Here is a 13,964-nt window from a genome sequence, read left to right on the forward strand (position 1 = left end):
CGGAGGAAGGAACGGTCGTGGTGGACAAGGTCTATGACGTGGTCGTTGTCGGGTCGGGGTTCGCCGGGCTTGCGGCGGCCATCGAAGCCCGGAATGCGGGATGCTCGGTGCTGATCATCGAAAAGATGCGGGTGCCGGGGGGCAATTCGGCCCTGAGCGGCGGCCTGTTTGCCGTGGCCGATTCCCCCCTCCAGGCGGCGGCCGGGATCGTCGATTCCCCAGCTCGGCTCGTGAGCGACATGCTGCGGGCCGGCAAGGGGCTGAACCATCCCGATCTGGTCCGGACCGTGGCGGGACACTCCCTGGAGGCCTATTTCTGGGCGCGGGACTATCTGGGCGTCACCTTCGACGATGCCCTCATCCATGGCGGCGGGCATTCCGTGCCCCGCATCTACAACACCCCGGCCTGTTCCGGGGCCGCCATCGTCCAGGCCCTTCTGGTGAAATGCCGGGAGCTGGGCCTCACCATACGCATGCAGTGCGCCCTGAAGGATCTCATCCAGGACGAAAGCGGCCGGGTGACCGGCGTCGCCGTGGCCGACGGCCACATCTTCCCGCGCCGGGACAGCGGCACCACCCGGAGGATCACGGCCCGCAGGGGCGTGGTGCTGGCCAGCGGCGGCTTCTGTCAGGATGTGGCGTTCCGCATGGTGCAGAATCCCCGGCTGGACGGCAGCCTGGAAACGACCAACCACCCGGGGGCGACCGCCGAGGGGCTGGTGAGCGCCCTGAAGGTCGGGGCCACGCCGGTCCACCTTTCGTGGATTCAACTGGGGCCCTGGACCTCCCGGGATGAAAAGGGGTGGGGGTGGGGGCCATGTTCACGCTGCTGGTGGGCTTCCCCCACGGGGTCATGATCGACGCCGCCACGGGAAAGCGGTTCGTGAACGAGCTGACCGACCGCCTGTCCCGCTCCCGGGATATGTGCCTGGAAGGGCGCGACCCCATGGTGATCGTGGGGGAGGAGGCGGCGCGGGAGTTCCCGAACCTGGCCCAGTGCCTGAAACGGCGGGTCGTGCGGCGCTACGACACCATTGAGGCCCTGGCCCTGGATCAGGCCATCAACGGGACGGCGCTGGCCGCTACCCTGGCGGCCTACAACCAGGCGGTTGACAACGGCGTTGACGCGGAATTCGGCAAGCCGCTGGGCTACGATAAGCGCTACCGGATCACCCCCCCCTACTACCTGGCCCGGCTCAAGCCCAAGATCCACTACTGCAACGGCGGCATCCAGATCAATCCCCGCGCCCAGGTGCTGGATGCGGGGCGCCACGAGCCGATCCCCGGCCTCTACGCCGCCGGCGAGGTGACCGGCGGCCTGAACGGCGCCTGCCGGATCGGCGGCATGGCAACCTGCGAGTGCCTGGTCTTCGGCAGGATCGCCGGGGTGAACGCCGCCCGGGAACCGGTGCCCGAGGCCGAGGGGGGCGCCTGAACCGTGGCGGCGCGGTCCCCGCACTTCCCGCGGCAAAAAAACGATACCCTGTGCCCCGAATGGGAGTATACTATAATTTTGCAGTAAATACCGGATTTCAGAAGGAAACCATCATGACCAGGATTACCGTAAACGGCGGCAAAGCGCATCAGGAACAACCGGACAGCATCGACAAACTCATGGAGGCGCTGGACGCCCACACCCTCGATCCGCGTTTCGAACGCTACGCCGACAAGTTCATCTCAAAGGACCAGGAAAGCGGTACGACGCGCTTCTTCGGCAGCTTCGTGGATGCGCAGCGCATGTTCGACCTGCGGACCGACGAGCGGGGTTTGATCGAGCAGTTGTCCAGCGCCATTCAGAAGAACCGGTCCACGGAACAGTACAAACAGGCGCGGGCGGCGTCCGCACGGCACCACTAGGCGGAGCGGCGCCCCGCAGCCAACCGCATGGGGCGCGAGCCCATCAGCCCATTTCCCCGATCTCCCCGTAATTTCCACAATTGACCAGGCAGTTTTTCGTTGAAAAACAGAGCGGTTTCGGGCCATAACAGGCTGTTGGCGAGATTGATGCGCGGGGAAAGGTGCACGAAAGATGGCGTTGCCCGACAGGGAAGCGGCACGGGTGGAGGAATTGCTGGGGGCGTTCTGCCGGGCGCGGTGCGGCGAGGGGGTGACCCTTGCCTACCAGGTGCGGGGGAACCGGGTGGCCCTGGTGGAGACCCGGCCCCTGTTCATCGACCCGGACATCCTGAACAGCGTGAACGTGGCCCAGTTCGAATTCGACCCGGGATCGCAGATCTGGACCCTGTACTGGTACGACCGGAAGAACCGGCGCCAGCCGTACCCCACGGGGCGCAACCGGGATGCCCTGGAACGGCTGGTCGCCGAGGTGGGGGCCGACCCCACCGGCATCTTCTGGGAGTAGCCCCCGGCCATCCCCAAACCTGCCCGGAAAGAGGGACTATCCCCATGAGAGCGATCCTTGTGCTGGCCGTCGGCCTGCTCCTGGCGGCCCGGCCCGCCTGTGCCGAAAAATACCTTTCCCTTGCCGCTGGCGGCTGGCTGCCGGAGCGCACCTCGGGCCTCAATTACGGCCAGGGGCGGACCGACGTCGCCTACGATACGGGGTGGGGCGTGTCCGGGGCCTTCGGGGGCGCCTTCGACAACGGCCTGCGCCTGGAGACCGAGCTCGCCTACCGTCAGGCCGCCGCCCGGGGGGCGGCGGACAACTCCTGGGCCGCCGCCTGGCTGCTCAACCTCTGGTGGGGCATGCGCACCGACTCCCCCCTGACCCCGTACCTGGGCGGGGGCGCAGGCCTGGGCCGGGGGCATCGGGCCTCGCCGGGCGCGGGCTACTTCCTGGGAACGGGGGTGGCCTACCAGGCCGGGGGCGGGGTGGATGTGCGCCTCGCCGAGGCGCTTTCCCTGGATGTGGGCTATCGCTACTTCGGCGTCGCCGGCATCGGCGACCTGTCCAACTACAGCGTCGGCACCTTCGACCTCTCCGGATCGTCAGTGATGGCGGCGGTGCGGTTCAGCTTCCGGTAGGCGGCTTCCCGCGGCCGGAGATCTCTCTGCCGGAGCGGCATGGACGTGCCGGGGCAAAGGTAGTAGAATTACAGAAAAAGGGATGACGGGTGCCTGCACATGGAACGAACGGAGCGCAGCGACAAACGGTTCGCCATCAGGACAAAGTGCTGCCTGACCATCAACGGCGGAGAATACCCCTGTCTGATCGACAATCTCTCCACCACCGGCGCGTCGATCGAAATGGACGGCCCGCTCCGGGAGGGGATCGAGGTCGGGGCAACCGGTTCCCTGACGGTTCTCCTGCTGACCACGGTGGAATACCGCTGCAGGATCGTCCGGGTGGACGCGCCCCATCTCGGGGTGCAGTTCATCGACGCGTAAGCCGCGAAAACGGCGGAGGGGCCACGGCCCCGCCCGGCGGAAAACCGCCACCGGCCTCCCCTCCGATGCCGTGGCGTGATCCTGTCGCTTTCGGGCCATCTCCCCTCTCCACACGTAGGCCGCCCCGCTTCCCGGGCGGTCTTTTTTTTCGCGCGGCCCGGGGAGCGGGAACGGGATAAAAAGGGAATTATTTTAATGGCGTTCTGGCGCCGCCGTCTCGGCTCCGGAAAGAAATTTCGACCCGAAATCAACTATTTCCTGCAAAAAAAGTTTTGACTGCTATACTTTCCCCAAGAACGTTCCAGGCGGTTTTTGGGGAAAGAGACCGATCCCATGGGCAGAATGGGCGAAAGGTTCAGGATCGAGGGCCATGCGAAATGCACCCTGCATTTTGCCGGCCTCGCCTATGTGGGCGAGATCGACAACATCTCCCTGAGCGGCGCCCTGGTCAAGCTGGGCAACAGCATCCCGGAGTGCGTGCGTCCCGGCTGTGCCTGCGGCCTGACCCTGGGCAGGACGGATGTCTACCCCGTGAGGTACGCCTGCCGGGTGGCCCGGCTCGCTCCGGACCTGGTGGGGGTGCAGATCCTCGAACTCATCTATGGGGGCCGCTGCGCCGCGGCCGGCCCGCACTGGCTCCCCCCCGCCGCGCGGAATGCCATTAGCGATCAATAATATTAATGTCAATTTATCTTACCCACAGGTGTTGATAACCATGTGGAAAAACCGGCGGTTTTCCCATGCCATCCGCCCCTGTCGCCTCCCGTCTCCGCAGCCGGAGAAGGGCGCAAAACGAGAGCCCCTCCCGGCATCCCCGACCACTTCGGCCGTATCGCCGCACCCCTTCCCCCTTGCCGCATCCCGCCCCGGGCCATCGCGGCGGCGAGGGGGGCTTCCCCCTAAAATGCAAGTAATTCAGTAGGGTATATGTCGTATACAGTTTTGATTTTACGCTTTCCCCGGCCTATGGTATGACTCCAGGCGGTCGTCCGCCACGGAGAAAACGGCTGCCGTCCGGCTCTGCCGTTTTTGCCCGGGGCGGCATCCTCCCCGGCCTTTCTGGAAGGAAGACACCATGTTACCCCTTTTGTGCAAGATCTCCATGCTGGCCCTGGGTGCGCTGCACCTGTTGGCGCCGTTCGTGTCCCCGGATCTGTCCTATGCCGCTTTTGGGGCCACCATCGCGGTGCTCGGCCTCAGCCTGCCGCTCATGGGCAAGGGCTTCAAGAAGATCACCATCGTCTTTCTTCTCTCGGGCGTCGCCCTGCTGCTCGTCTGCCGGCAGCCGCTGCCGGTCTGGATGAAGGCCCTGGCCTCCATGACCAACCTCATCGCCATCCTCATCGTCATGCAGCTCTTCGCCATCCCCATCAAGCTGGGCAACTACCAGCAGGTGGTGCAGCACTGGCTCGGCCGGTCGTTCAAAAGCGAGAAGTCGCTCTTTCTCTTCACCATGGCGGTCACCCACATCCTGGCCAGCATCCTCAGTTTCGGGGTCATACCGGTCATGGTCTCCCTCTATGGCGATACCCTGAAGGGGCGGCTCACCCACTACGAGCGCTTCCTCTCCGTGGCCCTCTCCCGGGGGTTCGGGCTCGTGGTCCTGTGGGCCCCCGGCGCCATCAACGTCATGCTGGTCATCCAGGCCACCGGGGTCAAATGGAGCGGGCTCTTCCTCCCCAGCATGATCTTCAGCATGATCGGCCTCGCCACCGCCTATGCCGTGGAGTCCCGGCTCTACCTGGCCGACGCCGTGGGCCCGGGGGCGGGGCGGGAGAGGTCGGTGCCGGCATCACCGACAGGGCCGCCCGCAGCAAGGCGGCCCAGGTGATCGGGGTGGTGGTGGGGCTGCTGCTCTTCATCATGTTCCTGGAGTGGCGGAATTTCGGCACCTCGGCCGCCAACCGGATCACGGTGGCCGGGGCGGTCGTGGTGCTGCTCTGGATGGCCGCCTATGCGCGGCAGCCGGTGTTCCGGGGGACGCTTGCGGGGTATTGGGAGAAGGACCTCCTCAAGATCGTGGACCTGGCCCCCCTGTTCATCTCCATGGGGATCTTTTCCACCGCCATCCAGCAGTCGGGCGTCCTGGCCCTGATCCAGCCCCATCTCCAGGCCGTGGTGGATGCTCTCGGGCCGTTTGCCATCGTGGCGCTGCCCATCCTGATGGTGGCCTGCGCCCTGGTGGGCATCCACCCCTTCATCTCCATCGTGGTGTTCGGCCAGATCATCTCCGCGCTGCACATGCCGGTACCCCCCATCTCCCTGGCCCTCTGCCTGGCGCTGGGCGGGACGGTCTCCTACATCGTCTCACCCTTTGCCGGCATGATCCTCACCCTGGCCCGCTTCCTGAACTGCCGGACCGTGGACGTGTCCCTCCGCTGGAACTGGGTCTTCTGCGCGGCGCTCTTTGTGGAGGGCACCCTGTTCGCCTACCTGTGGGGGCGCCTGTGGGGATGATGCGGCCCGCCTGCCGGGATCGGAGAATGACATGAACAAGGCCGAACGGTTGTTTCAGCTGGTGCTGCTGCTCCGCTCCCGGCGCACCGCCATGACCGGCGAGGCCATCGCGGAGGCCATGGGGGTTTCGCTGCGCACCGTGTACCGTGACGTGCAGGCCCTGGTCCTTTCCGGCGTGCCGGTGGAGGGGGAACCGGGGGTGGGATACCTGATCCGCCCCGCCAACCACTTGCCGCCCCTCATCTTCACCCCTGACGAATTGCAGGCGCTCATGGTGGGCAGCCGCATGGCCCAGGCGTTCACCGACCAGGATCTGGCCCAGGCGGCGCGGAGCGCCGAGCTCAAGATCCGCTCCATCCTGACGGAACCGTTGCAGCGCCATGCGGAGCGGCAGCCCTACCGCATCCCCATCCTGGAGAGCGGCGACGGGCTGCGCCGGGTGCACGGCACGCTGCGCCGGGCCTGCGAAGAACGGCAGAAGATCCGGGTGGCATACCGGGATGAACGGGAAAGGAAGAGTGAGCGGATCATATGGCCCTTGGGGCTGGTCGGCTGGAGCAGCTGCTGGACCCTGCTCGCCTGGTGCGAACTGCGCCGTGATTACCGGAATTTCCGCTTCGACCGCATCGAGGCGCTCGACCTTCTGGAGGAACGTTTCACGCCCACGGACACCATCAGCATCGCCCACTATCTCAAGAGCGTGGTCGGCATCCGCGATCCCGGGTAGCCATGGAGACTCCTGACAGGTTCTGACAGCGGCGCGGGGTAGGGTGGGGGTGAGCAGATATGCTCAAACCATCGACCGCGAAGGAGAACCTGAGATGAACGTGAAACCGATTCCGGAAGGATACCACAGCGTAACCCCCTACCTGGCCGTCCCCCGCGCGGCGGAGTTGCTGGAATTCATGAAGCGGGCCTTCCAGGCCCGGGAAAAGGAGCGGATCGAGCGGCCCGACGGTTCCGTGGGCCATGCCGAGGTGATCGTCGGCGACTCGGTCGTCATGCTGGGCGAGCCGAAGGAGTGCGGGGCCATGCCCGCGGCCCTCTATCTGTACGTGCCCGACGTGCATGCCGTATACCTGCGCGCCCTGGAGGCGGGGGCGACGGCGATGCTGGCCCCGGTGGACCAGTTCTGGGGGGACCGCATGGCCACCGTGGAGGACCCGTTCGGCAATATCTGGCACCTGGCGACCCGGGTGGAGGAGGTGGCGCCGGAGGAGCTGCAACGGCGGATGGCGGAGTTTTCGGCCTCTTAGGGGGCCGGGTCCCGATCCGGTGCCCTGACCGGCGCCGTCCCGTCCTCAAACTTGCCGCCGAGCCGGTTCTTAGCCGCGCTTCGGCGGCCTCGCCCCCTCCTGCAACAACACATTGCCCACGAACAGCGCCACGGCCCCGAGCCCCAGAACCCCGGCGGCGTAGAACACCGCCGTCAGCCCCAGGGCGCTCTGCAATCCCGCACCCAACAGCGGGCCAGAGACGAAACCAAGGTTCAGCACCGCGTTGCAGGTGCCCACCGTCGCACCCATGCCGTGACGGCTCCCCTCCTCCACCAGCAGCGCCGTGCTCGCAGGCTGGGACAACACGCTGAACAGGCCGATACCCACCCCCAGCGCCAGGATCTGGCTAAAACCCGCCGCCACCGGGATCAGGAAGTAGAGCAGCGAGACCACGGTGCCCCCGGCAACCACCAGGGACTTGCGCGGCGCCCGGTCCGAGAGCATGCCCATGGGGCGGAGCAAGAGGGTCATCACCAGGGTGGAGGAGGCCATGACCAGCCCGGCACGGGTGCCGCTCAGCCCCAGCCGGGCGGTGAGCATGATGGGGAGAAAGGCCCCCAACAGCGAGATGCCGCAGGCCCGGCCGAAGACGAAGGCCAAAAGCCCCCGCAGGGAGCTGTGGCGGGTGGCGCCCAGGAGGTCACCGAGGCGTTCGCTGTGGCTGGCTTGGCGTGGCGGGGGGTTGTGGCCGGGGATGCAGATGAGGGCCACGGCCAGGGCGACGACGCACAGGAGGGCCAGGGTGGCAAAGATCCCCTGAAAGCCCCACAGGTCCTTGAGCATCCCTCCCACGACCGGCCCCAGGCTCAGGGCGCCGTAGAAGGAGATGTCGAAGGTGCCCATGACCGTGGCCCGTTTGTGGTCCGGGGAGGCTTCGCCCACCAGGGAGAGCACCACGGGGCGGAACATGGCGCAGCCGATGCCCTGGAGCAGGCGCAGGAGGGTGATGAGGGGGAGACTGGCGGTGAAGAGGTAGGAGAGGGAGACGAAGAGGTAGAGGCCGAGGCTGGCGGCTGCGACCTTCTTGCGGCCGATGCGGTCGGCCCAGGCGCCCATGAAGGGGCTGAGGACGATCTTGGAGAGGGAGTAGAGGACGAGGGGGAGGCCGAGGAGTGCTCCCCTGGCGCCCAGGCTGAAGACGTAGAGCGAGAAGAAGGCGTCGGCGATGCCGAAGCCCAGGGTGATGGCGAAGTTGATCAGGAACAGCCCCCGGAACAGGGTGCGGGTTTCCATGGTTTCTCCCTTGGCGTGCCGAAGATGCCCCATGCCGGTAGGCTGCGGAAAAGAGGCCCGTGGAGGAAGGAGGGAGAACTCCACGGGCCCGTCACCCGGGCCGGGGTTCGGCGGCCCCGGCCCGGATGTGCCGCTGCTTAGTTCTTGCCGCCTCCGCCGATGGAGAACGGATAGGTCATGCGCACCCTGAGCTCGTTCTGGTCGGCCGTAGAGGCGTTGTCGACCATGGCGTATCCCACCTCGAACTTGAGGCCGTCGAGGGCGCTGTTGAAGGTTTTCCTGAATTCATACTGGACGTTGTAGTCGATCTCGCTGGAGCGTGAGCCGGGAGCGTCGTAGCGGTTGTACCAGACATAGGTGGAGAGCCCGGGAACGCCGATCTGGCCCAGGTCGTAGCCGACCAGCGCGCCGTAGGCGTCCTGCTTGCCGTGCCAGCCCGAAACCAGGAACTGCTGCATGACGATCTTGCCGAAGCCCCAGGGGGTGAACTGGGCGTCGGGGCCGGTCTTGGCGTAGAAAGCCTGCAACTTGGCGCCGTAGGCGTCCACGCCGGTCTCGAAGCCGTACTCGTAGGTGTCGAATTTTCCCCCCAGGTTCTCGCCGTTGGATTTCTGCACCATGACGGAGGGCATGAAGTAGAGGTGGTAGTCGCCGATGTTCTTGCCGAATCTGGTCCTCAGGTAGCCGGTGTCCACCACGTCGTCCATGTGATAGACCCACCCCTCGGCGCCCAGGTTGACCGACCCCACCTGGGTGTTGTAGCGGGCGCCCCCCACCAGGAGCGGCTTGTCCTTGGCCGAGGAATCCACCGACTTGACGATGTCGTAGAAGCTGCTGTCGTTCCAGCCCGAGAAGCCGTCGATGTAATAGGCGTGGAGTTCCAGGTCCTTGATGCTCTTGTTCACCAGGGTGAGGCCGCTGTAGGTCTTAGGCAGGATGCGGCAGTAGTCCATGTTCATCAGGGGGGTGTAGATCTGCTGGGCCCCGTACCTGATCGTCGTATCGAACCATTCCCCCTGGACGTAGTACTCCATCAGCTTGGTGAAGCTCTTGTGCTGGTTACTGCCCGATGCCTGCAGCATCATGTAGTTGTCCCACGTATTGCTGGTGGCCACGTCGTTGGCCGAGGCAAAGGTGCCGGCCAGGCTTACGCCCTTCAGGGGGGCGGTCTTGTACCCCACGATGGCCGCGAACACCGAATCGCCCGCGTCTTTTGCGTCTTTGGTTTTCAGGTCGTACAGGTAGTAGCGCAGGGAGCCGTCGATGGTCCCCTGGGAAAACATTTCCTTGATGGTGTCGGCCGCAAAGGCCTGGGTCGCGAACACGCTGGCGGCCAAGAGAAGAAGCGAGATTGTGGATCTCATAGACACTCCTGAATAAATGTAATTTTTCTGCCGGATTCATGACTCCCCCTCCCGTCGCGGGAGGGGGAACGCTGGGCTGCGGCCCGTCGCTACATATCGAAGGTAAAGGTGTGGCACCGGTCGCAGATGCTCTTGTGCGGCGCGTTGTGGGCCACGTGGCATTCGGTGCATTCCACGTCGCCGAAGTGCGATTCGTGGGGGTTGATATTGCTCAGGTAGCCGCCGTTCGTATCCTTCTTGGCGGTCCGCTTGGCCATGCCCGCATACCCGCCGTGACAGTTGAGGCATGCCGCCACTTCGGCGGGGGCCGCCAGCTTGTCGATGGCGTGGCAGTCCTGGCATTTGACGCCCTGGGCCAGGTGTTTTTTGGCCAGCGGTTCGCGGTCCTTTGCGTCGGCGGTGGCCGACGTCAGCGCCGCTACCGCCAGGAACAGCATGCAGAGTAGATAACCGGTATGTTGTGCTTCCTTGTTCATTGCGTATCTCCTTAAAGTGCGATCCTGATCGATCGATACGTTTTTCGTAATGGGATGCAACTGCGCAGGCGCTATTTGCGGGCCTTGACGTATTCCGCGCTGTTCAGGCCGGCCAGGCGGCCGGAGACGGCGGCAAAGCCCATGGTCAGGCCTTCCACGGTCATGTAGCTGTCGGAGTAGAGGCCGCCGGCCACATTGCCCACCGCGTAGAGCCCCTTGACCGGGTTGAAGTTCTCGTCCACCGCCTCCAGGTGCTCGTTCACCTTGACCCCGCCGATGGTGGTGAGGTTGTAGGTCATGACCTCAAGGGCGTAGAACGGCCCCTGGGCAACGGGGTACATCAGGTGTTCCTTGGCCTTGCCGAACTGCTCGTCTTCGCCCTTTTTCACGTAGCCGTTGTAAGCGCCGATCTGTTTCAGGAACGGTGCCTTCTGAAAGCCCGCATTGGCGGCCAGCTCTTCCAGGGTGCGCCCCTTGTGGACCACGCCGTCCTTGACGCCGGCTTCCAGGTAGGCGTCAAGCTCGGGGATCGGGCCGGACTGTTTCCCCGGGATGTTCCTGATATTGGCGAAGGAGTCGGTCATGCCGGTCTTCGCCTTCTTGAACTTGTCCACCGTGGCCTGGTCGAACACCACGAAGCCCTGGCCGCCGATGGAAACGAGGGCGTGGGACACGAGGGCGTTGTCGTACACGTAGTCCTCGTTGTAGTAACGCTGGCCGGTCTTATCGACCCACAGGATGGGGATATGGATGAAGGGCTCCAGCTTGGTCATCAGGATGGATTCCTTGTTGTTGCCCTTGGTGACGATGCCCTGGCCGTGGTACTCGGTGACGTTCTCCTTGTACTTGGCGGCCCCCGCCTCCCAGGCCATCTTCATGCCCACGCCGTCGTTGGCGAGCCAGCCCATGGGGTGCCCCACGATGCCCGCCTTCTTCATCATCTCGTCGTTGCCCATGAAACCGCCCGTGGCGATGATGACCGCTTTGGCGTTGACGGTTTTCACGGTGCCGTCCTGGGCGCGCACCTGCACGCCGCTTACGGAGCCGTCGGCGTTTTTGTTGATCCTGGTGGCCTCGGTCCGGTACATGATGGTCCCGCCGGCCTTCTCGATGGCCGTGGTCAGGGCCGCCAGCCCCTGCTGGCCGTCCCACATGTGGTAGATGATCGGCTTGACCGCATCGTGGGCGAACTGCTGCGGCTCGACGGGCAGCCACAGCTTCACGCCGTTATCCATCAGCCACTCGATGGTCTCGCCCGAGTGCTCGACCGTGGCGCGGGCCAGGCGGGCATTGAAAAGCAGGTGCGTGTAGCTCTCCATCTGCTTGAAGACCTCCATGGGGGTGATCTTCATGTTGTGCTTCCGCTGCAGGGACGTGTTCACTCCCATCATCCCCTTGGTGAGGCCGGAGGAGCCGCTCAGCTTGCGCTCCTTCTCCACCACCAGGACCTTCACCCCGGACTGGGCGGCGGCCAGGGCGGCACAGGCGCCGGAGCCTCCGCCACCCACAACGACAACGTCATAATCCGTGACCGCGGCCTTGTCGGCGGCAGAGCATACGGTGCCCGCCGTCAGCAACGCCACGGCAACCAACAACCCCTTAACCACACTTCTGCTTTTCATACGACCTCCATTGGAAATATTGGGTGTGAACGTTCATTCCCAATAAAAAACATAGAATGTTGGCAATAAAACGTCAACAAAATTAATTACTAACAAATATTTATGCGTAAAGTATGCTTGCGTATTAAACATGGCAGTGAACGTTCATTACCAGTAATTACGGTTCTTTGTAAACGGGACCTGATCGGTCGTTTTGGCTTTTCGGGGTAAAATTTTTTTTGCGGGGGTGGCGCTTGGCAAAAACTGACCGGGGGGAGGAGGGGGGGATTGCGGCAGGGGCAACCGTGAGGAATGAATTGACAAAAGTGCCTGATATGGCTATTTTTAAAGGCGTTTTGGGCCGTTTGGCCCGGCATTCAGAGCATAAAGGCGAATCGTGAAATGACAACCCAGCGCTTGACCAAGAAGGACAGGGATGAACTGCGTCGGGCCGAGATCGTTGCGGCGGCGCGCAAATGCGTCGCATACAGCGGGTTCCATGCCGCCAGCATGGCGGAGATAGCCCGGACGGCACGCATGAGTGTCGGGCACCTGTACCGCTATTTCGAGAACAAGGAATCCATCATCCGGGCGATCGTGGAGATGATCACCGAGGAGCAGTTGAACTGGATCGCCAGCACGGCCCTCAACAAGAACGTCGCCGAGTTCCAGATCGAGCGTTTCACGGAGCGGTTCGTGGACAACCGGGAGGAGCGGGCGCTGCTGCTGGAGATGCACGCCGAGGCGGCGCGCAATCCGGATATCGCCGCCATTTTGGAGAACGCGGACCAGCAGTACCGGAAGATGGCGGCGCTTACCATCCGCAAGATCTACACCGACCTGGAAGAGGAAGAGATCATCGCCCGCGTGGAACTGATGGCGACCATATCGGAGAGTTTCCTGCTGCGGAGCATCAAGGCGCCCGAGGCGGAATCCGCCAGGATCAACAAGCTGCTGGAAGGGGTCATTGGGCATATCTGGCCCAAGATCTGAACGCCGTCCCGCCGATTCATCCCACCCCGCATCCCGCCCCGTGGGCGGGGCCGAAAGCTACGTTTATTCCCCGCCCCGTGCTATACTGAAATCAGGGCTCCATGCGGTCAGTCGCGCCGGAAGCGCGTCTGCGGGCCGGCCGCACGGGGCGCGCGGGAAGGGGGTGCACACCATGACAACGGAGAGGACGAACCTGACGACAGCTCCCGGGGAGCGGTGCGACATCAAGATATGGAGCGGGGATTGCGAACGGAGCGGCCACCCGGCCGAGGGTGAAAAGTATCTGTGCGTGTCCTGCGGGACGATCGTGGGCCTCGACCATGAGGTGACCCACGACATTTTTCCCTCTGTCAGCGGCGATTACGACAAGCTGATTTAAGCGATACGGATAGTGCGGCGGCAGGGAAGGGGAGGGGCACCGGCTTGGCGTTTGGCTGGTGTCCCTCGATTTATACGGGGCTCCGGGAATTCGCGGATCTTACCCTTATGAGCTCTCCGTACCCGGCTTGATGTAGTCGAAGACCTCTTTCGACCACGCCGCGGACCATGCCCCCAACGGTACTATGATGTCGCGCAGTTCCTTGCCCCGCCGGGTCAGCGCGTAGCCGTCGAGGGTCTTTGCCACCAGGTCCGCCTCGCGCAGGTCCTTGATGCGGCTGTTGAGGATGGAGGGGGAGATGTCGCCGCACCGCTCCTGCAACGCGCGGAACGTGCAGGGGCCTTGTTCCAGGTTCCACAGGACGCCGAGCGCCCAGCGGCGGCCCAAAAGGTCGAACAGGGCGTTGATCGGCGTACCGGAGAGAGAACCGCGTACCTTTTTTCCCGGGCTTGGAATGGACATGGGGCGCGCTTGTCTCCTTTGGAGTGCGGATGAACAGGCGGTGATCCGACCGCCGCGGACAACCGGATCACCGCCCGGGGTAGCCTAACGGGCCTGGGCCGCCTTGATTTCGGCGAGCGTCAGGCCGCCGATCCCGATGTTGGTGCTGTCGAGTTCGTTGATCAGGATGGTGAACTTTTCAGCGGGGATATTTGTGACCTCTACGGCGGTCTTTGTCAAGTTTTTGATCAGGGCCTTTTTTTGTTCCGTAGCGATGCTGTGCAGATCAACGGTGATAACCGGCATGACAGTCTCCTTGCTATTTATTTTGTATCGCGCTATGTATTTAATAGCATGCTACTAAAAGAGAAGCAAGGTTTTTCTGTTTCGGGGAG

At 64.0% G+C, this 13,964-nt stretch carries 20 protein-coding genes; 14 read left to right on the forward strand and 6 right to left on the reverse strand.

Annotated features, from left to right (window positions below):
• Window positions 1-20: 20 nt before the first annotated feature.
• From FO488_RS20320 to FO488_RS04705, 12 genes are all read left to right on the forward strand, one after another.
• Window positions 21-857 (forward strand): FAD-dependent oxidoreductase, encoded by an 837-nt coding sequence (locus FO488_RS20320; RefSeq protein WP_168205890.1) that lies wholly within the window; start codon window positions 21-23, stop codon window positions 855-857.
• Window positions 818-1,435, forward strand: coding sequence for an FAD-binding protein (locus FO488_RS20325; RefSeq protein WP_149209472.1), 618 nt, complete (start codon window positions 818-820; stop codon window positions 1,433-1,435). Before FO488_RS20320 ends, FO488_RS20325 begins: the two co-directional genes overlap by 40 nt.
• Before the next feature lie 113 nt (window positions 1,436-1,548).
• Window positions 1,549-1,857 carry a hypothetical protein gene (locus FO488_RS04660; RefSeq protein ID WP_149209473.1) on the forward strand — a complete coding sequence of 103 codons (309 nt, stop codon included), beginning with the start codon at window positions 1,549-1,551 and terminating at the stop codon, window positions 1,855-1,857.
• 172 nt (window positions 1,858-2,029) lie between these two features.
• Window positions 2,030-2,362, forward strand: a complete 333-nt coding sequence (locus FO488_RS04665) for a DUF3024 domain-containing protein (protein ID WP_149209474.1) — start codon at window positions 2,030-2,032, stop codon at window positions 2,360-2,362.
• A 44-nt stretch (window positions 2,363-2,406) separates the two neighbouring features.
• Complete coding sequence (locus FO488_RS04670; RefSeq protein ID WP_149209475.1) at window positions 2,407-2,985, forward strand: outer membrane protein; 579 nt, start codon at window positions 2,407-2,409, stop codon at window positions 2,983-2,985.
• A gap of 99 nt (window positions 2,986-3,084) precedes the next feature.
• Window positions 3,085-3,348, forward strand: coding sequence for a PilZ domain-containing protein (locus tag FO488_RS04675; protein WP_149209476.1), 264 nt, complete (start codon window positions 3,085-3,087; stop codon window positions 3,346-3,348).
• A 75-nt stretch (window positions 3,349-3,423) separates the two neighbouring features.
• Window positions 3,424-3,624 carry a hypothetical protein gene (locus FO488_RS19630; RefSeq protein WP_149209477.1) on the forward strand — a complete coding sequence of 67 codons (201 nt, stop codon included), beginning with the start codon at window positions 3,424-3,426 and terminating at the stop codon, window positions 3,622-3,624.
• Between the two features lie 57 nt (window positions 3,625-3,681).
• The gene (locus FO488_RS04685) at window positions 3,682-4,023 is read left to right on the forward strand and encodes a PilZ domain-containing protein (RefSeq protein ID WP_149209478.1); all 342 of its coding nucleotides are present in this window, start codon (window positions 3,682-3,684) and stop codon (window positions 4,021-4,023) included.
• 400 nt (window positions 4,024-4,423) lie between these two features.
• Window positions 4,424-5,179, forward strand: coding sequence for a hypothetical protein (locus tag FO488_RS04690; RefSeq protein WP_149209479.1), 756 nt, complete (start codon window positions 4,424-4,426; stop codon window positions 5,177-5,179).
• Window positions 5,176-5,805, forward strand: coding sequence for a hypothetical protein (locus FO488_RS04695; RefSeq protein WP_149209480.1), 630 nt, complete (start codon window positions 5,176-5,178; stop codon window positions 5,803-5,805). Before FO488_RS04690 ends, FO488_RS04695 begins: the two co-directional genes overlap by 4 nt.
• 31 nt (window positions 5,806-5,836) lie before the next feature.
• Window positions 5,837-6,532 (forward strand): YafY family protein, encoded by a 696-nt coding sequence (locus FO488_RS04700; RefSeq protein ID WP_149209481.1) that lies wholly within the window; start codon window positions 5,837-5,839, stop codon window positions 6,530-6,532.
• Between the two features lie 94 nt (window positions 6,533-6,626).
• Entirely contained in the window at window positions 6,627-7,061 is a 435-nt protein-coding gene (locus FO488_RS04705; RefSeq protein WP_149209482.1) for a VOC family protein, read from the forward strand.
• Window positions 7,062-7,130: 69 nt separating this feature from the next.
• Here FO488_RS04705 and FO488_RS04710 read toward each other — a convergent pair whose 3' ends face one another.
• The 4 genes from FO488_RS04710 to FO488_RS04725 all read right to left on the reverse strand — a co-directional run bounded on the left by FO488_RS04710 (window position 7,131) and on the right by FO488_RS04725 (window position 11,777).
• The gene (locus FO488_RS04710; protein WP_149209483.1) at window positions 7,131-8,315 is read right to left on the reverse strand and encodes an MFS transporter; all 1,185 of its coding nucleotides are present in this window, start codon (window positions 8,313-8,315) and stop codon (window positions 7,131-7,133) included.
• A 137-nt stretch (window positions 8,316-8,452) separates the two neighbouring features.
• Entirely contained in the window at window positions 8,453-9,679 is a 1,227-nt protein-coding gene (locus FO488_RS04715) for an OprD family outer membrane porin (RefSeq protein WP_149209484.1), read from the reverse strand.
• Window positions 9,680-9,768: 89 nt separating this feature from the next.
• Window positions 9,769-10,155 (reverse strand): cytochrome c3 family protein, encoded by a 387-nt coding sequence (locus FO488_RS04720; protein WP_149209485.1) that lies wholly within the window; start codon window positions 10,153-10,155, stop codon window positions 9,769-9,771.
• A 71-nt stretch (window positions 10,156-10,226) separates the two neighbouring features.
• Complete coding sequence (locus FO488_RS04725; RefSeq protein WP_149209486.1) at window positions 10,227-11,777, reverse strand: FAD-dependent oxidoreductase; 1,551 nt, start codon at window positions 11,775-11,777, stop codon at window positions 10,227-10,229.
• Between the two features lie 381 nt (window positions 11,778-12,158).
• Here FO488_RS04725 and FO488_RS04730 point away from each other — a divergent pair, with 381 nt between their 5' ends.
• Both FO488_RS04730 and FO488_RS04735 read left to right on the forward strand, forming a co-directional pair.
• On the forward strand, window positions 12,159-12,749 hold the full coding sequence (locus tag FO488_RS04730) for a TetR/AcrR family transcriptional regulator (RefSeq protein ID WP_149209487.1): 591 nt from the start codon (window positions 12,159-12,161) through the stop codon (window positions 12,747-12,749).
• Window positions 12,750-12,921: 172 nt separating this feature from the next.
• The gene (locus FO488_RS04735) at window positions 12,922-13,128 is read left to right on the forward strand and encodes a hypothetical protein (protein ID WP_149209488.1); all 207 of its coding nucleotides are present in this window, start codon (window positions 12,922-12,924) and stop codon (window positions 13,126-13,128) included.
• A gap of 105 nt (window positions 13,129-13,233) precedes the next feature.
• Here FO488_RS04735 and FO488_RS04740 read toward each other — a convergent pair whose 3' ends face one another.
• Entirely contained in the window at window positions 13,234-13,590 is a 357-nt protein-coding gene (locus FO488_RS04740; RefSeq protein WP_149209489.1) for a helix-turn-helix domain-containing protein, read from the reverse strand.
• A gap of 84 nt (window positions 13,591-13,674) precedes the next feature.
• Complete coding sequence (gene dmpI / locus FO488_RS04745; RefSeq protein WP_149209490.1) at window positions 13,675-13,875, reverse strand: 4-oxalocrotonate tautomerase DmpI; 201 nt, start codon at window positions 13,873-13,875, stop codon at window positions 13,675-13,677.
• Window positions 13,876-13,964 lie beyond the last annotated feature (89 nt).

It is taken from the genome of Geobacter sp. FeAm09, from assembly GCF_008330225.1.
Lineage (GTDB): Bacteria > Desulfobacterota > Desulfuromonadia > Geobacterales > Pseudopelobacteraceae > Oryzomonas.